This window comes from Euhalothece natronophila Z-M001 (genome assembly GCF_007904085.1).
Taxonomy (GTDB): domain Bacteria; phylum Cyanobacteriota; class Cyanobacteriia; order Cyanobacteriales; family Rubidibacteraceae; genus Halothece; species Halothece natronophila.
The window spans coordinates 2,307,694-2,324,949 of sequence record NZ_CP042326.1; the positions used below are offsets into that span (position 1 = coordinate 2,307,694).

Genomic DNA, 17,256 nt, shown 5'->3' on the forward strand with positions numbered 1-17,256 from the left:
TTTGGTTTAAAATTCTCCTTTTTTTTAGAGTTAAATTAGAAATAGTGGCAAGAAATCTTTTTCATTATTTTTATGTTATTGCATTTACAGACTTGGCAGGAAGTAGAGCGTTATCTAGAAACCTCGCGAGGGATAATTATTCCGATCGGTTCCACTGAACAACATGGTCCCACAGGTTTAATTGGGACAGATGCTATTTGTGCAGAAGTAATTGCCAAAGGAGTCGGGGAGGCAACTGGGGCCTTGGTTGCTCCAACTTTAAATATTGGAATGGCTTTACATCATTTAGCCTTCCCAGGCAGTATTAGCTTACGTCCTACCACCTTGATTGCAGTTATTCAAGATTTTATTACTAGCTTAGCCTCTTCAGGATTTCAGCAATTTTTTTTCATTAATGGTCATGGGGGAAATATTGCCACTTTAAAGGCGGCATTTCCCCAAATTTATGCCCATCTTGCCGACTTAAAATTTTCTAACGCAGATCAAGTGCGTTGTCAGGTTGCAAATTGGTTTATGTGTCGGGAAGTCTATGAGTTAGCGAAACAATTATATGGAGAGGAAGAAGGCTCTCATGCCACCCCTAGTGAGGTAGCAGTGACACAATATGTTTATCCAGAGGCGATTAAAGAGGCTTTTCTAGAAAAAGAAGTGGCTTCAGGGCATCCCATTTATAGCGCAGCTGATTTCCGCCGTCACTATCCTGATGGTCGGATGGGATCCAATCCTGCTTTAGCCACTCCTGAGCATGGAAAGCAATTATATGAGGTAGCGGTGAAGACCTTAAGTTCTTCTTATCTCAAGTTTATCGGCGAGTAAGGAGATGGGGAAGTTTACCAACGACCATTACGTCCCCGACTTCCAGGGCCCCGATTTTCAGGACGTTCTTGCATTAATTCTGCAAATTGTTCTCGTTGCTCGGCAGTTAAAACCTCTCGCATTTCTAACATACTTTCAAAACGCAAGTTGCCCATCTCTTGGCGTAACTCTTGTACTTGTTCATGTTGGTTCCGTAATTCCTCTGCTGAGGTATTACTATGCATCATTTCTCGTAACGTTTGATGGGCTTGAGTGAGTTCTTCTTGTTGTTCATTGATTTGTGGCTGATAATCACTACGGATATTTTGCAATTGCTCTTGTTGATCCTCACTAAGATTTAGAGCTTCCATAAATTCCGATTTTCTTTCCTCACGATGACCATGTCTCGCAGCCATCGGATGATTCCCATGTTGAGCAATTAATTGGGGAGGTTGAGAACTCGAAACTTGACGATTAGTTTCTGCAAAAGTCGTGGTTGCGGTGAAAGATAGTAATAAAATAGTTAAGAAAGAAACATGACGAAAAGACATAATTTGTTACCTCCAATTTTTTGATGATTTGATTATTCTTCTGGGGTTAAAAATTCCCAATCACTATAACTGGGAGAAGGAGTCGTCACAGCTTCCCAATTTTCAGTTAGGAAGTCTTCTAGCTCCGCATTTTGTTGGGAGGGAGTGGGTTGTAAAGTGCGAATTCCAGTGAACACTAATAAGAGACTAGCAGCAAGAACACCGCTAAATACCCATTTGTAATGATGCAGTTGGGGAAAAAACCTGACCTTGGTATCGGTTTCGGTTTCAATTTGCGCCATTAATCTGTCTTCTATATCCGCTTGTTGTGGCGGTGAAGAAGGGCGATTGTTACGGAGAAAGTTCACTAAATCATCAGAGGAATGTTGACTCATAATACAACTCCTTGTTCTTTTAAAAATTCCCGTAACACTTTACGACCATGAAATAAACGGGATTTAACAGTTCCGAGGGGAATATTGAGAATCTGTGCAACTTCTTTTTGGGGAATGTCTTCTAAGTCATGGAGAACAATCACCGCCCGTTGTTCTAAGCTCAAAGTTTTTAATCCTCGATCTACCAAATCTTGATAGTGCATTTGGTTTAATTCAGGATGATCTGGGTTTGATTGCTTTTGGGACAGGGTTTGATGCTGTTCTCGTAATTGAGCAAATGCTCGTCTTTGATCACTAGCGACATTCCAACAAATGCGATAAAGCCAAGTGGAGAAGGTTTTAGGTTTACGAAGTGTGGGAAGTCCTTTCCAAGCACGAAAAAACACCTCTTGCACTAAGTCATCTAATATGGAGTCTCCACAAAGTTGATAAAGGGTGGAGCGGACGCGCCTTTGATAACGTCTGTATAAGAGTCGAAAGCTCTCTTGATCCCCTTTTTGACAACGTTTAACTAGTTCAATCTCACTGGGGTTTGCTTCAGTCAACACACTTACTAATCCCTCCCAATCATTCACTCGTTTAGACTGGTCAAGGAGGTAAAAGGTTCAAATAAGTGGCAAAAATTTTCTAACTAAATCCAAAATTGGAGTGTAATTCAGGAATTGCTACCGTTACATTAAGCGTTGATAATCTGGTTAGTTTGGGGGCAAAAAATATGATATAACTGGTAGCAACCCTTTCCAATGGGACTGAAGCTATGTATGCCAATCAAGACGAAGTTCGTCACTTAATTGACTTAATGCCTGCTTCTGGGCGGATGTACACTAAGATTATTCCTAAGCCTAAGCAATCTCGTCTCATTGATGCGCCTTTCCCATTACCTTGGCAACGGGGGGCTAGACCAATCTATATTAATTTTGATCTTTGGACTGAGCTATCACGAGCAGAACGAGATTTAGCTTTATTACGCTCTGTATGCTGGTTAACTGAAATTAAATGGTTTAAGCCTGATTTGTACCAGGGTGTGGTTACAGTAGGCGTAATTGGAACAGGGGTAGAAATGTTACAAGGGGATGCCATTGGGGTAATTGTTGGTGCTAGCCTAGCTGTTTTAGCTGGGAGTCAAATTTGGCGGAGAACTCGCAGTATCCAAACAGAAGTGGATGCTGATGAAATAGCAATTAGAGTTGCACAAAGGCGTGGTTATGAGATGATTGATGCAGCCCAAGCCCTATTAGATAGTATTGAAAAAATTGCTGAAATTGAAGGTCGAGCCAATTTTGATTTTACTGAGTTAGTACGGATTCAAAACTTAAGAAAATTAGCGGGTCGCTCAGAGGTGGGCGTTCCTGAGGAAGTGCGAAAACAGTGAGTAGTGACGGATTCGGGAGTGGAATCTGATTGAGGAAAATTGTGAAAAATAGACTCGTCTATCATGGAAATGAATAAGTTTTTTTGCAATTCATAATCCAAGTTAAGATATCTGGGTGTAGGAGTAAATTTAAATAAGGTGATAACCAGTGTCACAAGCAGATAATTCTTCTCAAATCTATAGCAATGAGGCAATTGAAAAAGATAACTCACTGCACGCCACTTCTGAGAATTGGTTTGAATATCCGATCCATGTTTATCCTCATCATACTGACTATCAAGGAGTGGTTTGGCATGGCACTTATACTACGTGGTTAGAAGAAGCTAGAATTGAGTATCTGCGATCTTTAGGATTGAATTATAGTGAATTAGTTGCTCTTGGTTGTGATTTGCCAGTTGTTGAATTATCCATTCGTTACCACAAGCCTTTACAAATGGGAGAAGATGCCCTGCTACGCGCTCGCATGATGGAAATGTCAGGGGTGAGAATCCACTGGGAGTATGAAATGAAATCTTTAGATCGAGAGACAAAATATATTACTGCCCAAGTCACCCTAGTAGCCGTTGACCGTGAAAAAGGGAAAATTATGCGAAGTTTGCCGCCAGCAGTTAAGGATTTACTGGTAAAAACTTGATAATCTAGGGTCTGAGTCTCTTGTCTGCAAAGAAAAACGTAGGCATAAGCATTTAAGCCTACGCTGTTATCAAGGAAGGAAAAACTTACTTTTTAGGAATTACCTCCGTTGAGTCAGGGGAAGCCACAGAAGAAAGAATCTCTGCTGGGGAGTTCAGTAAATCTTGATATAGCTGAACATATTTCTCTGCGGAACGTTGCCAACTAAAATCTTGAGACATTCCGCGTTTCTGTAGCTCTAACCAACTTTCTCGATAAAGATAACTTTCGGAAGCCCGAATAAGAGAGGTATATAAATCTAGGGACTCATAGAGGCTAAAACAGTATCCTGTTCCTGTTTTCTCAATGGGGTTATGATGAGATACGGTATCCACTAAGCCACCTGTTCGGCGAACAATAGGAACACAACCATAACGCATTGCCATCATTTGGCTAATGCCACAGGGTTCAAAGCGTGAGGGCATTAAGAAAGCATCGCTACCAGCGTAAATGCGTCTGGATAGCCCGTCATTGTACAATAATTGTACTGACATTCGCCCTGAATAGCGTTCACCTAATTCTCGAAGTTGTGATTCATAGCGTTCTTCTCCTGTTCCTAAGACTAAGAACTGATCTCCTGTGTATTTGAGATACTGTTCTAAGATTGGTAAAACAATATCTAATCCTTTTTGTTCCACTAGGCGCGTCACCATGCTGACTAAAAATGCCCCACTATTAATTTCTAAGCCCACTTGTTCTTGTAAAGCAATTTTATTGGTGACTCGTTGTTCAAGAGTGTCTATGGAAAAAGGTTGATCGAGATGAGAGTCTGTAGCGGGGTTATATTGTTCGGTATCAATGCCGTTAATAATCCCAACAATTTTATCTTTTTTCAAGGCTAGTAAGTGGTTTAAACCTTCTCCATATTCAGGAGTTTGTATTTGTTGGGCATAGGTAGGAGAAACAGTATTTACACAGTCAGCAAATTGGATTGCTCCAGCCATTGTATTAGCTTCTTGCATATAAGGGGGACACCAAGTGAGTTCTTCAAGCTGCGATCGCGCTGGACCTTGATACGCTAGGTTATGAATGGTAAATACGGTTTTAATGTCTTCATTTTGGTGCATCCACACAGGAATCATCCCGGTATGCCAGTCATGACAGTGAATTACATCAGGTTGCCAATAATTTAACGCAAATTGGGCTGCACCATTGGCAAAAAAGGTAAATCGCCAGGGTTCATCTTCTCCTTGATAAACACGACGAGGCGAAAAGGCAGCGTGTCCTAACAAATACAGAGGAACATCTGTTTCAGGAAGCACAGTCTCAAAAATATCAAAAGTTTGAAACATCGCACTTCCTTGCCAAATCGTTTTTTCTGGAATTTCTACTTTATCCGGTAAAAATCCATAATAAGGTATCAAAATTCTGACATCATGTCCCATTTTGCGGAGAATTGGGGTTAAGGTTCCTACAACATCTCCCATTCCTCCCACTTTGGCAATCGGAGCGGCTTCGGTAGCAACAAATAGTATCTTCATTATCATCAACATTAACAATAGTCTCTTTGCTGAGTGTATTATGATCTAAGTCTTTCGTATATAACTTTTTTGCCCTTCTAACTAATAAAAAAGCTAAATGAATCAAGGAGGAATAAACGAAGTGGTAACCTAGAGGAAAAGGCAGATGGCAAATTCTGGAAAAAATAAGCAAGCTCTTGAATATTATGGCTAATAATCGTAGCAATCAGTTTTCTGCAGAAAAATACAAACGCTTACAAGCAGAAGCGAAAGCTCCCTATCGGGGGTTACGAAAAACTATTTATGTAGTTTTTGCTGCCTCAGGCTTGATTGGCGCATTTGTGATGCTCTCGCAATTAGCAGCCGGTGAAAATATAGCCAGAATTTTGCCCAATTTTGGATTACAGGTTGCTGTAGTTGCATTAATGGTTTGGTTGTTTCGCATTGATGATAACGGTAAAAAATCAGAGTAGTTATAGTTATGGTGGAATTTTCCTCTTCCCCTGATTTATCTCAAGCCGCGTTTATTGCCCCAAATGCCACTGTTATCGGAAATTTAAAGCTGGAAGCAGGGGCAAGTATTTGGTATAGTGCGGTAGTTCGTGGGGACTTTGAAAAAATTATGATTGGCGCTCATACCAATGTTCAGGATGGGGCAGTCTTACATGGAGATCCTGGAGAAGTTACAGTCTTAGAAGATTATGTCACTGTCGGCCATCGAGCCGTGATTCACTCAGCCTACATTGAGCGGGGAAGTTTGATTGGTATTGGCGCAATTATCTTAAATGGGGTACGTGTGGGTGCCGGGAGTATTATTGGTGCTGGTTGTGTTGTTACTAAAGATGTTCCTGCGCGATCGCTGGTTTTAGGAATTCCTGCTGAACTCAAGCGACAGGTTTCTGAAGAAGAAGCCACAGAGTTAATTGAACATGCGAAAAAGTATGAGGAATTGGCTTTAAGCCATGGTGAATGGTACTAGCGACTAACCAGGGCGTGTAGTCGTAGCTTATGCTTGATCCTTTAACCAGGCCAAAACCGCCATTCTCGGTTGAATCTAGGGACTTTTGCCATCGATCCACTGGAGATGATTTCTCTCTCCAGTCAAACTGTCGTACTAGCCAATCAAAGTGGAAGTCGTACAGATGCTTTGATGATAGCACACTACTGGTCTAGCTAACTACCGACCAAATGGGAGATTGTGGTCGTAGGATGCGCGAGACCCTTGCTCAAACGCAACCCCTTAATGATTCTCTTGCAGCTGAAAATTGGGAAGAATAAGGACTCCTTCTACTTCACACCCTAATTCTTCTAGCCAGTCTGCTACCTGATGATTGCTGTTATAGAAAATAGTGTAGTCTTGGTCATCTTTCACAAATTGAACGTTAGTGCGGTTGCCTTCCACTTTGGTTTCAATATTGCGATCAAAGCGATCTTGTAACTTGTTTCGTAATTTCACCACTTTCTCGTTTGCCACCTCTATTGTTAAGCTGGTAATCCTTGCTTGAGCTTCTGCTATCTCTTGAATGGTGGAGGAATTAATTAATTCTTCTCGGGCGAGTGTCCCTTGGGTGGGAATGAAAAGTGCTTTTAAGGTAGTGATGAGATTACGCTCTTGTAGGGCAAAATGCTGCCAATCTCCATAACCATACTGAATTAACCTTGCGCCGCGATCGGGCAGTACTAGCCGTGAATGAAATCCATAATCTAGCACATAAACTGTTGTCGGTGCTACTGGATCTCTAGGAGGTATAATAAAATTGGGCGCGTAGATTAAAATAATTAACTTTGCCACTAATATAACTGTGGCAATCATTAAAATAATCGTTCTGCGAGAAGTCACTAGTCAAATCAAAGTATTATCTTAGACATCAATTTAACATTAACTGCCGTTCCCTCATACTTTTAATGTATGGCAGAATAGCCTGGCTTTGTGAGGCTTTGACTATTGAACACTACACATAAGCAATCTCTCCACCTTGTCTTCGCGAAAAAATCTGCATCAAAAATTGATCCATTTGATATTATGACAGCGAGCATTTTCCAGAATGATAAGCCTTTTTCTCATTACTCCTTAATTTTTTGCCCCATATCCCTTAAAATAGTAATGTCGAAGTAATATCGATTGAAGTTAGAATACTTAAATTAGTTAAACATGATGAAAAAAGTTGGTTTAATTCTGGCTACTGCTTTATTTGCTGTAGTAACATTTGCTCTCTCTGCTACTCCTGCTCATGCTGCAACCCATAAAGTAAAAATGGGTAGCGACACAGGACAGTTAGCTTACGTTCCTGATACTCTCAGTGTATCCCCTGGCGATGAAATTGAATTTGTCATGAATAAACTAGCTCCTCACAATGTCGTTTTTGATAGTAGCGGCGTTCCTAATGGAGCCCAGTCCATTGCAAGTTCTTTGACTATGAGCAAACTTTTATTTTCTCCTGGACAAAGCTACACTATTACTATTCCTGAGGATGCTCCTAAAGGAGAATATAACTATTACTGTCAGCCTCACCGCGGTGCAGGAATGAATGGAAAACTCATTGTAGAATAATTTAGCAGCAGGGATGAGAATCCTACGACTAAAACTCGCGGTTCCTTTGCGCTGAGCGTTGGTTTGCCAAAGTCGCTGAGAACCCGCAACTAATCTTTTGATAAAGTTAATGACTTACCCCTTATTTCCGTAATTGGGAAGTAAGGGGTTCATTTTATAGCATACTTTATCCAAGAATTGGTTTTCTGTTCAAAGCCCTCTTCAGAGGATATCCAGATTACTGATGTGGCTTACTTGCTGCTTTCGTATTAGACAGAGGAAAGGCAGGCCCCACGGGAACAATACCACTGGGATTGATATGAGGATGGCTGCGGTAATAATGCTGTTTAATATGGTCAAAATTGCAAGTGTCTTTTACTCCCGGTTGATTATATAAGTCTAAAAGATAACGACTTAAGTTAGGGTAATCCATGATCCGATGAAGATTACACTTAAAGTGAACATAATAAACGGCATCAAAGCGTAATAATGTTGCAAATAAACACCAGTCCGCTTCGGTAATTTCTTCTCCGCAAAGATATAATTGTTTTCCTAATACCGTTTCCCAATGATTGAGAGCATTAAATAATTCGGTAACTGCTTCTTCGTAGGCAACTTGAGACTGAGCAAACCCAGCCCGATAAACGCCATTATTGATCGGATTATAAATTTCATCAATAATTTTTTCAATGGTACTTTTTAACTCAGGAGGACAATAATTATCTTTTTTCGTAGCAATATCTTGGAACTCATGATCTAACATTCGTAAAAGTTCCCGAGACTCATTATTAACAATTGTTCCTGTTTTTTTATCCCATAAGACAGGAACTGTTACCCGTCCTGTATAATTGGGATCAGCTTTAATATAGATTTCTCGCAGATAGGTGGCACCAAAAATTGGATCGGGAATTGTTCCTGCTTCTTCAGAAAAATGCCAACCTTCTTCCCCCATGTAAGGATCAACAATCGAGAGACTGATCGCATCTTCTAATCCTTTTAATTTTCTCATAATGAGAACTCGATGCGCCCAAGGACAGGCTAAGGAAACATAAAGATGGTATCGTCCTACTTCTGGTAAAAAATTACTACTCCCATCAGCTTTAATCCAATTTCTAAAGGTGGTTGGATTTCGCAAAAATCGACCGTCGCTATCTTTTTGATAGCCTTCTTTGCGCCATTCGCCATTAATTAACATTCCCGTTGGCATAATTTGACCTTATAATGATTGCTATTAAAATATTGAGCGTTTACATTAATCTTAATACGAAGGGTTACTTTTTAGAATAATATTGCAATAGATCGAGGTGATCAGGTGTTAAAAGAACTCTTAATTCATTTGCATTATTAACTAATTCATTTAAAGTAGCACATTCTTCTTGTAAAATCATTGCGTAAATTTGTTTTTTTGACTCGAAGGTTGAGCTATTTAATAATTTAATCGCTAATTTTATTTTATTAAGTTGATTCCTGACATTAATTAATAAATTATCCCATACTTCTTCTTGTATTTTTTCTTTTTCGTTTTTCAATTTAAGTTGTTTTTTGGTCTTATCAATTTCTCTTTTTAGATTCTTTTCTAAATAAAATTTTCTTTTGATTCGAGATTCAATTGATTTAAAAATAATTTCATTACTAACAGGTTTAACCAAATAATCGTCTGCCCATAACTCCATAATAAAACGATAATAATCATAAGAGTTTTGGTTAGAGTCTGCCAATAAAATAAATGGAATTGCTTGAGTCTCTATATTGCTACGAATTTCTTCTAAAACTTGGTGACTATCTAAATCTGCTAATAAGCTATCACATAAAATCACATTAGGCTTTTCTTGAATTGCTTTTTTAAATCCTTCTTCTCCTGTTTGTGCTATTACAACTTTCCAACCATATAGGTTTAAATAATTGATAATATTATCTTGAAAAAAGTAATCATTAGATATCAATAATATATTTTTATTCATGCTTAATATAGTACCTTTTTAAATATTCCAAATATACAAGATAAGTATTTAATTTTTTACCTTAATTAATTCTAATACTAGCAACTCAAATATAATTAAGTAACTATCTCAATTTTTACTCTTTTATTTTGCTAAAGTTTTAGCGATTGGTACCATAGGCTCTTAGACTAATAAGGTATGTCTTGATCTTGTTTGACACTGTTTGATCTAGAACTAAATAACCAATAACACTAATCGATTAATTTTGACAGATCCCAACTCACTAAGAAACGCTATAGCAATCCTAAATCAGTTGTAAATTTTTAGTTGGGATCCCTCCTTTAATTCCCCGCTTATTAAGCAGGGTCGTTTCATTCTCCTGAAATCACCTTCTGGTGGGGAGATGGGGAGATAGGGAGATGGGGAGACAAAATCCCCTTCCAGCTTGGTTTGTGCTTCATTCTAGACTTTAGGAAAAAAAGGCAATTTCGTAGCTTTTTCTTACTAAAAGGCAAAATCAGAAGAAATGATCGCGATCGCGCTACCCTGTAAGGGTTTCAGGCGATTACTTTCAATTTTAACCCCGAGAATGAAACAGCCCTGCCGCTTATTAAGGGGGGTGGGGGGGGAAGGTTGAGTTAGTTTTTACAAATGAGATCATATTGCTATATATGTAATTTTAAGCGGGAATATTCTGTAACCTATGATATCCTAATTTTGGGCACTTGTGACAATAAATTAGGGTAACGGTTAATTATAAATTCTTTGTGAAACAAAATAAGCGTTAAGTAGCATGAACCAGCAAGAAGATTATACGGAACCAAATCAGAATAATAAAGGCTTTGAAACTGAGGCAGAATCAGCGTTAGGGGATTTGATGTCTGAGTATGAAGAAGTCCCCACGATGGCATTTACCATGGAGTTATCTAGTTTAAGCCATGCAGGAGCAACTGATATTGGTCATCGTCGCCGTCATAATGAAGATTATTATGGGATTCAATATCGCTTACTAAAACAAGAAACGCCCCAAGGTTCGCAATCAACAGCACGAGGACTTTATATTGTTTGTGATGGCATGGGGGGGCATTCTGCAGGAGAAGTGGCAAGTGCGATGGCGGTGGAGGTATTGCAACAGTATTTTGAAAGCCATTGGCAAAATGAACTCCCTAATGAGGAGACAATTCGAGAAGGAATTTTATTAGCAAATGAGAAAATTCATGCTATTAATAAAGAAAAGTCTCGGGCAGGTGCGGGGCGCATGGGAACAACTCTCGTTATGGCGTTAGTGCAAGATACGGAAGTCGCGATCGCGCACGTAGGTGATTCCCGAGTTTATCAAGTGAACCAATATGGGGATATTCTACAATTAACAGTGGATCATGAAGTGGGTCAACGGGAAATTGCTAAGGGGGTTTCTCCTGAGGAAGCCTATCAAATGCAAAATGCTTACCAACTAACCCAAGCCTTGGGTCCACGGAAAAACGATCTTGTCAACCCCGATATTCAATATCTGGAAATTCAGGAAGATACTTTATTAGTATTATGTAGCGATGGCTTATCTGATGGGGCTTTATTAGAAGACTATGGGGAGACTTATCTCACCCCTTTGTTACAGTCAAAAGCGGATTTGGAGAAAGGGGTATTAGACTTAATTGAATTGGCTAACCAGCAACATGGTCACGATAATATTACGGCGGTAGTAGTGCAAATGAAACTCCGTCCTTCTTCTTAAAATAAGTTTATGTCTAGTCCTCATCTGGCTTTAACCCTTGGCGATCCTGCTGGCATTGGTCCCGAAATTGTTTTAAAGGCCCTAGCTGATCCGAAAACGACGCAACACTGTCAGGTAACAGTAGTGGGAACGCGATCGCTGTTAGAAAAGACTTACCAACGCCTCCATCAAACCACATCTCTGGCTAATCCCAATCAAATAGCAGTGCGAGAAGTTCCAATCTCCGCTACAAAAGAAATTACAATGGGCAAGGGAAATGCCGCCAGTGGGGCAGCGAGTTTTGCTTACTTAAAGACAGCCATTACAGACACCTTACAGGGAAAATTTGATGGACTTGTCACCTCTCCAATTGCCAAATCCTGTTGGAAATTAGCGGGACATCATTATCCCGGACAAACAGAAGTTTTAGCAACCATGACAGGAAGGGATCAATTTGGAATGTTATTTGTGGCGCGATCGCCGCATACAGGTTGGACATTACGCACCCTCCTCGCAACCACCCACATTCCCTTAAAAAACGTCCCTGAGACGCTAACTCCCACCTTAATGGATGAAAAGTTAGCCCTACTGATTAACACCCTCAAAGAGAATTTTGGGCTGAATGCGCCAACAATTGCTATTGCAGGTTTAAATCCTCATAGCGGCGAAGCTGGACAATTGGGGAAAGAGGAACAAGATTGGCTTTCTCCTTGGCTAGAACAAGCCCGTTCTCAATACCCAGATGTCAAATTAATAGGATTAGTTCCCCCTGATACTCTTTGGGTAAAACCGGGGTTAGCTTGGTTTCAAGATGCCAAGCAAGGGGTAGCCGATGCTTACCTTGCTTTATACCATGATCAAGGCTTAATCCCTGTTAAGTTAATGGCATTTGAGGAAGCAATTAATACCACTATTGGCTTACCGTTTATTCGCACCTCTCCTGATCATGGCACTGCTTTTGATATTGCTGGAAAAGGGATTGCTAGCTATCACAGTTTACAAGCAGCAATCACCCTTGCTGGGGAATTAAGCTAAGTTTGTCCTTCGTTGTTAGTCCTTCGTCCTTTGTAAACTAATGACCAATGACTAATGACCAATGACTAAGGAAGCGGTTTCTGATTCTTCAGGAACTTCCGAAGTGGGTAAACCTCGATCTAACTCTTGGATGGTGACTTGTTTCGCTCCGAGAATGTTTTGTAGCACTTTCATCGCTTGGTGGGGATTGCCTTTACCACAAAAAAATAAATCTGCCGCAAAATAGCCGTATTCTGGCCAAGTATGGATGGCAATGTGAGATTCTGATAAAGTGGCTGTTGCTGTAACCCCATGGGGGGAAAACTGATGAACACATAAATTCAGTAATGTTGCTCCACCGGCTGCCACTGCTTCCACTAATGCAGATCGAATCGTCTCTGCGTCATTTAATACAGCCTTTGGAGTCTGCCAAGCCTCTACCACCAGATGCGTTCCCACTTTTTTCATTCTGTCTTTCTTTACTCCACTTTAATCAGTGCAATTTTGGTTCTAAATTTAGTTATAACGTTTCTAATAGGGCAATTTGCAACTTATTTCTAAATTTTTCTCCCTTAGACGACGCAATATTAATTTTAAATTAAAATTAGAAACAGCACAAGCTATAGCCAATTGAAATGAGCCAACAGATTAGGTTAGATAGTTTTGGGGATTGCGCGATCGCTGCTTTAAATCAGCATTGTCAGAGAATGCTTAACCATGAACAAGCAGTGTATCAAGATAAAGATCCCGAAGCGTTACACCAAATGCGAGTGGGAATGCGGCGCATTAGAAGTGCTTTAGTTGGATTCTCTCTTGCCATTGAGATTCCGAAATCTGCTAAAGAAAAAAAGGTAGGAAAAATTGCTCGCAAATTAGGAACACTTCGAGATTTAGATGTTTTAAAGGAAACGTTAGAAACGGATTATTTGCCGAATTTATCAGTTAAGGAAAAAGAACAATTAAATCAAGTATTTCAGGAACTTGAAAAACAACGGCAAAAAGCGTATCAAACTGTTAAAAAGACTCTCGAAAGTCAAGCCTACCAAGACTTAAAAGCAGGATTAACGGGGTGGCTAGAAAATCCCAAATTAAGCGCGATCGCGCCTCTTCCCATTGCGGAAGTATTACCTGATTTACTTTTACCACAAGTCAGTCACTTCCTGCTTCATCCCGGCTGGTTTATTCAAAAAACTGAATCAGAAACCGTTACTACTATTTTAGCGGAAAAAGGAGAAACGCTACACAATTTACGGAAAGTTGCCAAGAAAGCCCGTTACCAAATGGAGTTATTTACCGATTGTTATGATCAAACTTATGGGCAATATGTGAAGCATATTAAATCCATTCAAAGTGTTTTAGGAAAAATCCAAGATAATCTGGTTTTAACTGAATTTTTAACGGATTGTCGAGGGGAGGCTTTCTCCCAAGAATTTCCACAACTGTCACAGCAAATTACTCAGTCTCAGGAAGAAAAATGGCAACAATGGGAACAGTTACAGCAAAAATTTCTTAATCCTTCCACACGCCAAAACCTCCGTCTCACCGTCCAAAATCCTTTCCCTGAAACGAATTCTCATCTCTCTAATCATGAATCTCTAGCCATTGGTTAACCAAACGTGCTATCCTAGCAGGGTAACATGGGTGCGTAGCTCAGGGGATAGAGCACCAGGTTCCGGTCCTGGGTGTCGAGGGTTCAAATCCTTCCGTACCCGTTTTAATTTCATGAATCAGTAGGTTGAATCAGCGTTTTTCTGAAGGCTATTTCTTAAACTTTCTATATTTTTCTAACAAAACTGTTTACAATAAACCATTTTCCCAGAGAAGGCTATATACAATATAAAGCACAAAATGGAGCTTTCCATAATTGTGTAACAGATTTCGTTATGACTTATACATTTGACATTATTGGTGTTACTCCCATCCCAAAATTTGTACAGTTTCAACACCAGTTTGCAAAAAAACCTGATCGGAGTAAAACCTATCTCGGAAGTTATGAGTGTTCCTTAGATGGGTTAATTAGTGCCACCAAAATGATTCCCCATAAACCCAACTGGGATTGGGATCAAGTTTTAGAAGAAATTATTAACTTCTGGGTGCAATCAGAAGAATCGATCCAACATTGGAAAAAACAACTATATACCGTGAGAGAAGAAAGTTTATTAGTGGCGCGAGTGGCAAACTCAGAAGCCCTGCGTCAAGAATTTGAAACCTTGTGGCAGGAATAAGGCTATCCAATGCGAGCCTCTCAACGGTAAGATGAGATGCTTGGTGGGGATAGTTGCATATCCCCTGTGTAGATTAATAGAAGGAGAAAAGCCTTGGACTTATCAAAGATTCCCGCGCAACCTGAAACTGGTTTAGTTAATATCCTCATTGAAATTGCTGGAGGAAGCAAAAATAAATATGAGTATGATAAAGACTTAAATGCGTTTGCCCTCGATCGCGTTTTATTCTCATCCGTCAAATATCCCTATGATTATGGCTTTATCCCCAATACTCTTGCTGATGACGGGGATCCACTGGATGGTATGGTGATTATGGATGAACCCACCTTTCCCGGTTGTGTAATTACCGCTCGCCCCATTGGAATGTTAGAAATGATTGATGACGGCGATCGCGATGAGAAATTACTCTGTGTTCCCGAAGAAGATCCCCGCTTTAAAGAAGTCAAATCTCTGCAACAGGTGGCACCCCATCGTTTAGATGAAATTTCTGAATTTTTCGCCACCTATAAACGGTTGGAAAAGAAAGAAACGGAAATTCTCGGCTGGAAAGATGCAGATAGTGTCAAAGCATTAGTGGAAAAATGTGTAAAAGCGCACAAATAAGCAACATTAAAGGTTGATCAGTCTCTATCCTTGGAGGGGGGCATCAGAGCCAATTAGTGTCTAAACTATCACTAGCTTCTGATGTTTACCCTGCAATGCTTCTAACTCATTCTTTCCCATTAATTCAACGCAAGCCAAGTAGTCCACTCACCACAATGATTTTAATCGGGCTACTGGTTCCCCTTTTAAGTAGTTGTGGGGAATTTTTTTCCTCTACTGTCGATGCTCAACCTGAGGATAGAGAGGAATCTAAAGTGAGTGTAGAAAGCGCGATCGCGCAACGAAAAGCTATTCGCGAACCCTTAACTTATAAAGGAGACACTGCGCCTCAGCAAACGGTTGCCCTCCGTTCCCAAGCAGAAGGACAACTGCAAGAATTAACTGTTGATACTGGCGATGAAATACAACAGGGGCAAACTTTAGCTCAACTTAATGATGTGATTTTCCAAGGTGATATTGTCGAAGCTGAAGCCGAATTAGCCAGCCGTCAATCAGAAGTCAACCGCTTACGAAATCAAGTTAGAAACGCCGAAGTAGAATTAGAAAAAGCTCAAGCCCAAGCCCAACAAGCCCAAGCTGATGCCCAACGGTTACAAAACCTCGCCGAACAAGGAGCAATTTCTCAACAGGAAGCCGAATTAGCCACCACTGATGCAACTGTTGCCCAACAAGAAGTTCGCGCTGCCCAAGAACAAATCCGCATTGAAGAAGATGCCGTCGCTAGTGCCCAACAGCAAGTGAGAGCGCAAGAATCCATTATTTCCCAAGCCCAAGAACGGCGGTCTTATAGTACACTGCGATCGCCATTAAATGGGGTAGTTTTAGACCGAGAAACTGATCCAGGAAACTTAGTACAATCGGGAGATGAGGTGCTAACCCTTGGCGATTTTGAAAATGTGAAAGTAAGGGTTCTGGTATCAGAATTAGCCTTAGGAGACATTCAGCGCGGACAACAAGTAGAAGTGACCTTGGATGCGTTTCCTGAGGAAACCTACTCGGGAAGTGTTACACGCATTGCTCCTTCCGCCAATGATAGCCGACAAGTGCCAGTAGAAGTACAAGTTCCCAACCCAGATCGAAGAATTGGTCGGGGGTTACTAGCAAGAGTAACATTTCCCCGTCAAGACGTAGAACGAGTGGTGATTCCAGAAACTGCCCTTCATGATGAAGAAGGGAATACGGCAACGGTGTTTACTCTCAATCGCGATCAGGATCCGCCCACGGTAGAAGCGCAAACTGTAGAATTAGGAGAACGGGTTAATGATGAAGTAGAAATTATTTCTGGACTAGAGGAAAATATGCCTTATGTGCTTCGTAGCAGTGGTTCTCTTAGTTCTGGTGATGAAGTTGCCCTAAGTGCTATTTCTAGCAGTGGTGACCAATCAGAGGAGGATTAAATATGTAATCGCGGTATTTTCAATCCCAAAGTTGTTTGAGCAGACTTTGAATTTTAGACCAATCACTAGAAGCTAATTTTCCCAAACGACGATCAACAAGAGTTTTTTCAAGTGTTGCTACCTTATGTAATCTTACCCATGATTGTACTTTTAAGCCAGATGCTTGCCATTGCTTTAACTCAATATCAAATGAACTTGATTGAGGTTGACTGGTTATGCGAGCCACCATAATATCTTCATCGCCAGTGTCCAATAGAATCAGAGCAGGTCTTCGTTTTTTTGTGGTTGTAGTGGAAAAAGGAAACGCAATCAGCACCACCTCTCCCGATTCATACGAATCATTTACCACAATGTTTAATCCTCATCGTAAATAGCATCTGCTTCACTATAACCCTTCAAAAATTGCTCTGCACTAAGATACTTCCAATCATTTCCATCGCTAGAATCTAAGTTTTCATCTGAGATAAAGAGAATGGCTCGTACCCGCTTGTGTTTACAATTGGTTAAAGGTCGATCCAAGGCAATATTGCCTTTTTCATCTACCATTCCCGTTAAATTCAATTCTTGCATCATTACCTCTTTTGAGCAGCAGGTTTCAACTCCCACCATAGC

Annotated in this window: 22 protein-coding genes and 1 tRNA gene; 13 read left to right on the forward strand and 10 right to left on the reverse strand. The window is 40.3% G+C overall.

Going from position 1 to position 17,256, the window contains the following annotated elements:
* Positions 1–72: 72 nt before the first annotated feature.
* A complete protein-coding gene (locus tag FRE64_RS11215; RefSeq protein ID WP_146296248.1) occupies positions 73–816 on the forward strand; it encodes a creatininase family protein in 744 nt (247 codons plus the stop codon).
* Positions 817–830: 14 nt separating this feature from the next.
* Here FRE64_RS11215 and FRE64_RS11220 read toward each other — a convergent pair whose 3' ends face one another.
* From FRE64_RS11220 to FRE64_RS11230, 3 genes are read right to left on the reverse strand one after another with little or no spacing between them, the layout of a single operon-like run.
* Positions 831–1,346 (reverse strand): Spy/CpxP family protein refolding chaperone, encoded by a 516-nt coding sequence (locus FRE64_RS11220; RefSeq protein WP_146296250.1) that lies wholly within the window; start codon positions 1,344–1,346, stop codon positions 831–833.
* A gap of 32 nt (positions 1,347–1,378) precedes the next feature.
* A complete protein-coding gene (locus FRE64_RS11225; RefSeq protein ID WP_146296252.1) occupies positions 1,379–1,720 on the reverse strand; it encodes a hypothetical protein in 342 nt (113 codons plus the stop codon).
* Entirely contained in the window at positions 1,717–2,268 is a 552-nt protein-coding gene (locus tag FRE64_RS11230) for a sigma-70 family RNA polymerase sigma factor (RefSeq protein ID WP_146296253.1), read from the reverse strand. The genes FRE64_RS11225 and FRE64_RS11230 overlap by 4 nt, the downstream gene beginning before the upstream one ends.
* Before the next feature lie 209 nt (positions 2,269–2,477).
* On the opposite strand from FRE64_RS11230, the gene FRE64_RS11235 reads away from it, so the two are divergent.
* The gene (locus tag FRE64_RS11235; RefSeq protein WP_146296255.1) at positions 2,478–3,092 is read left to right on the forward strand and encodes a DUF3318 domain-containing protein; all 615 of its coding nucleotides are present in this window, start codon (positions 2,478–2,480) and stop codon (positions 3,090–3,092) included.
* A gap of 148 nt (positions 3,093–3,240) precedes the next feature.
* Complete coding sequence (locus FRE64_RS11240) at positions 3,241–3,726, forward strand: acyl-CoA thioesterase (RefSeq protein ID WP_146296257.1); 486 nt, start codon at positions 3,241–3,243, stop codon at positions 3,724–3,726.
* A gap of 85 nt (positions 3,727–3,811) precedes the next feature.
* On the opposite strand, the gene glgA is transcribed toward FRE64_RS11240, so the two are convergent.
* On the reverse strand, positions 3,812–5,245 hold the full coding sequence (gene glgA, locus FRE64_RS11245) for a glycogen synthase GlgA (protein WP_146296259.1): 1,434 nt from the start codon (positions 5,243–5,245) through the stop codon (positions 3,812–3,814).
* A 185-nt stretch (positions 5,246–5,430) separates the two neighbouring features.
* Here glgA and FRE64_RS11250 point away from each other — a divergent pair, with 185 nt between their 5' ends.
* Both FRE64_RS11250 and FRE64_RS11255 read left to right on the forward strand, forming a co-directional pair.
* Positions 5,431–5,697: a DUF3493 domain-containing protein gene (locus tag FRE64_RS11250; RefSeq protein WP_146296261.1), complete on the forward strand. Its 267-nt coding sequence runs from the start codon at positions 5,431–5,433 to the stop codon at positions 5,695–5,697.
* Positions 5,698–5,705: 8 nt separating this feature from the next.
* Entirely contained in the window at positions 5,706–6,203 is a 498-nt protein-coding gene (locus FRE64_RS11255) for a gamma carbonic anhydrase family protein (protein ID WP_146296263.1), read from the forward strand.
* A gap of 261 nt (positions 6,204–6,464) precedes the next feature.
* Here the strand turns inward: FRE64_RS11255 and FRE64_RS11260 are convergent, their stop codons facing one another.
* Positions 6,465–7,064, reverse strand: coding sequence for a DUF2459 domain-containing protein (locus FRE64_RS11260; RefSeq protein ID WP_186708790.1), 600 nt, complete (start codon positions 7,062–7,064; stop codon positions 6,465–6,467).
* Positions 7,065–7,376: 312 nt separating this feature from the next.
* Here FRE64_RS11260 and petE point away from each other — a divergent pair, with 312 nt between their 5' ends.
* Positions 7,377–7,775, forward strand: coding sequence for a plastocyanin (petE, locus tag FRE64_RS11265; protein ID WP_246140293.1), 399 nt, complete (start codon positions 7,377–7,379; stop codon positions 7,773–7,775).
* Between the two features lie 217 nt (positions 7,776–7,992).
* Here the strand turns inward: petE and FRE64_RS11270 are convergent, their stop codons facing one another.
* Together FRE64_RS11270 and FRE64_RS11275 are read right to left on the reverse strand one after the other, a co-directional pair.
* Entirely contained in the window at positions 7,993–8,961 is a 969-nt protein-coding gene (locus FRE64_RS11270) for a glutathione S-transferase family protein (protein ID WP_146296266.1), read from the reverse strand.
* A 64-nt stretch (positions 8,962–9,025) separates the two neighbouring features.
* Complete coding sequence (locus tag FRE64_RS11275; protein WP_146296268.1) at positions 9,026–9,715, reverse strand: response regulator; 690 nt, start codon at positions 9,713–9,715, stop codon at positions 9,026–9,028.
* A gap of 772 nt (positions 9,716–10,487) precedes the next feature.
* On the opposite strand from FRE64_RS11275, the gene FRE64_RS11280 reads away from it, so the two are divergent.
* Both FRE64_RS11280 and pdxA read left to right on the forward strand, forming a co-directional pair.
* Positions 10,488–11,426, forward strand: a complete 939-nt coding sequence (locus FRE64_RS11280; protein ID WP_146296270.1) for a serine/threonine phosphatase — start codon at positions 10,488–10,490, stop codon at positions 11,424–11,426.
* A 9-nt stretch (positions 11,427–11,435) separates the two neighbouring features.
* Entirely contained in the window at positions 11,436–12,440 is a 1,005-nt protein-coding gene (gene pdxA, locus FRE64_RS11285; protein ID WP_146296272.1) for a 4-hydroxythreonine-4-phosphate dehydrogenase PdxA, read from the forward strand.
* A gap of 51 nt (positions 12,441–12,491) precedes the next feature.
* Here pdxA and speD read toward each other — a convergent pair whose 3' ends face one another.
* A complete protein-coding gene (gene speD / locus FRE64_RS11290) occupies positions 12,492–12,887 on the reverse strand; it encodes an adenosylmethionine decarboxylase (protein ID WP_146296274.1) in 396 nt (131 codons plus the stop codon).
* Between the two features lie 167 nt (positions 12,888–13,054).
* Here speD and FRE64_RS11295 point away from each other — a divergent pair, with 167 nt between their 5' ends.
* The 5 genes from FRE64_RS11295 to FRE64_RS11315 all read left to right on the forward strand — a co-directional run bounded on the left by FRE64_RS11295 (position 13,055) and on the right by FRE64_RS11315 (position 16,644).
* The gene (locus tag FRE64_RS11295) at positions 13,055–14,029 is read left to right on the forward strand and encodes a CHAD domain-containing protein (RefSeq protein WP_146296276.1); all 975 of its coding nucleotides are present in this window, start codon (positions 13,055–13,057) and stop codon (positions 14,027–14,029) included.
* Between the two features lie 29 nt (positions 14,030–14,058).
* Positions 14,059–14,131 (forward strand) — tRNA-Arg (locus tag FRE64_RS11300).
* Positions 14,132–14,302: 171 nt separating this feature from the next.
* A complete protein-coding gene (locus FRE64_RS11305; RefSeq protein WP_146296278.1) occupies positions 14,303–14,644 on the forward strand; it encodes a hypothetical protein in 342 nt (113 codons plus the stop codon).
* A gap of 93 nt (positions 14,645–14,737) precedes the next feature.
* Positions 14,738–15,247: an inorganic diphosphatase gene (locus FRE64_RS11310; RefSeq protein WP_146296279.1), complete on the forward strand. Its 510-nt coding sequence runs from the start codon at positions 14,738–14,740 to the stop codon at positions 15,245–15,247.
* A 56-nt stretch (positions 15,248–15,303) separates the two neighbouring features.
* Entirely contained in the window at positions 15,304–16,644 is a 1,341-nt protein-coding gene (locus FRE64_RS11315) for an efflux RND transporter periplasmic adaptor subunit (protein WP_246140294.1), read from the forward strand.
* Between the two features lie 19 nt (positions 16,645–16,663).
* Here FRE64_RS11315 and FRE64_RS11320 read toward each other — a convergent pair whose 3' ends face one another.
* Both FRE64_RS11320 and FRE64_RS11325 read right to left on the reverse strand, forming a co-directional pair.
* Positions 16,664–16,993, reverse strand: coding sequence for a type II toxin-antitoxin system PemK/MazF family toxin (locus FRE64_RS11320; protein ID WP_146296280.1), 330 nt, complete (start codon positions 16,991–16,993; stop codon positions 16,664–16,666).
* Between the two features lie 5 nt (positions 16,994–16,998).
* Positions 16,999–17,253, reverse strand: a complete 255-nt coding sequence (locus FRE64_RS11325; protein WP_246140295.1) for a hypothetical protein — start codon at positions 17,251–17,253, stop codon at positions 16,999–17,001.
* Positions 17,254–17,256: the final 3 nt, after the last annotated feature.

Coding starts and splice junctions, on each gene's coding strand:
- FRE64_RS11215 (WP_146296248.1), top strand. CDS start 73: ATGTTATTGCATTTACAGACTTGGCAGGAAGTAGAGCGTTATCTAGAA.
- FRE64_RS11220 (WP_146296250.1), bottom strand. CDS start 1,346: ATGTCTTTTCGTCATGTTTCTTTCTTAACTATTTTATTACTATCTTTC.
- FRE64_RS11255 (WP_146296263.1), top strand. CDS start 5,706: ATGGTGGAATTTTCCTCTTCCCCTGATTTATCTCAAGCCGCGTTTATT.
- FRE64_RS11325 (WP_246140295.1), bottom strand. CDS start 17,253: ATGGTGGGAGTTGAAACCTGCTGCTCAAAAGAGGTAATGATGCAAGAA.
- FRE64_RS11275 (WP_146296268.1), bottom strand. CDS start 9,715: ATGAATAAAAATATATTATTGATATCTAATGATTACTTTTTTCAAGAT.
- FRE64_RS11295 (WP_146296276.1), top strand. CDS start 13,055: ATGAGCCAACAGATTAGGTTAGATAGTTTTGGGGATTGCGCGATCGCT.
- FRE64_RS11250 (WP_146296261.1), top strand. CDS start 5,431: ATGGCTAATAATCGTAGCAATCAGTTTTCTGCAGAAAAATACAAACGC.
- FRE64_RS11270 (WP_146296266.1), bottom strand. CDS start 8,961: ATGCCAACGGGAATGTTAATTAATGGCGAATGGCGCAAAGAAGGCTAT.
- FRE64_RS11305 (WP_146296278.1), top strand. CDS start 14,303: ATGACTTATACATTTGACATTATTGGTGTTACTCCCATCCCAAAATTT.
- pdxA (WP_146296272.1), top strand. CDS start 11,436: ATGTCTAGTCCTCATCTGGCTTTAACCCTTGGCGATCCTGCTGGCATT.
- FRE64_RS11225 (WP_146296252.1), bottom strand. CDS start 1,720: ATGAGTCAACATTCCTCTGATGATTTAGTGAACTTTCTCCGTAACAAT.
- petE (WP_246140293.1), top strand. CDS start 7,377: ATGATGAAAAAAGTTGGTTTAATTCTGGCTACTGCTTTATTTGCTGTA.
- FRE64_RS11280 (WP_146296270.1), top strand. CDS start 10,488: ATGAACCAGCAAGAAGATTATACGGAACCAAATCAGAATAATAAAGGC.
- FRE64_RS11235 (WP_146296255.1), top strand. CDS start 2,478: ATGTATGCCAATCAAGACGAAGTTCGTCACTTAATTGACTTAATGCCT.
- glgA (WP_146296259.1), bottom strand. CDS start 5,245: ATGAAGATACTATTTGTTGCTACCGAAGCCGCTCCGATTGCCAAAGTG.
- speD (WP_146296274.1), bottom strand. CDS start 12,887: ATGAAAAAAGTGGGAACGCATCTGGTGGTAGAGGCTTGGCAGACTCCA.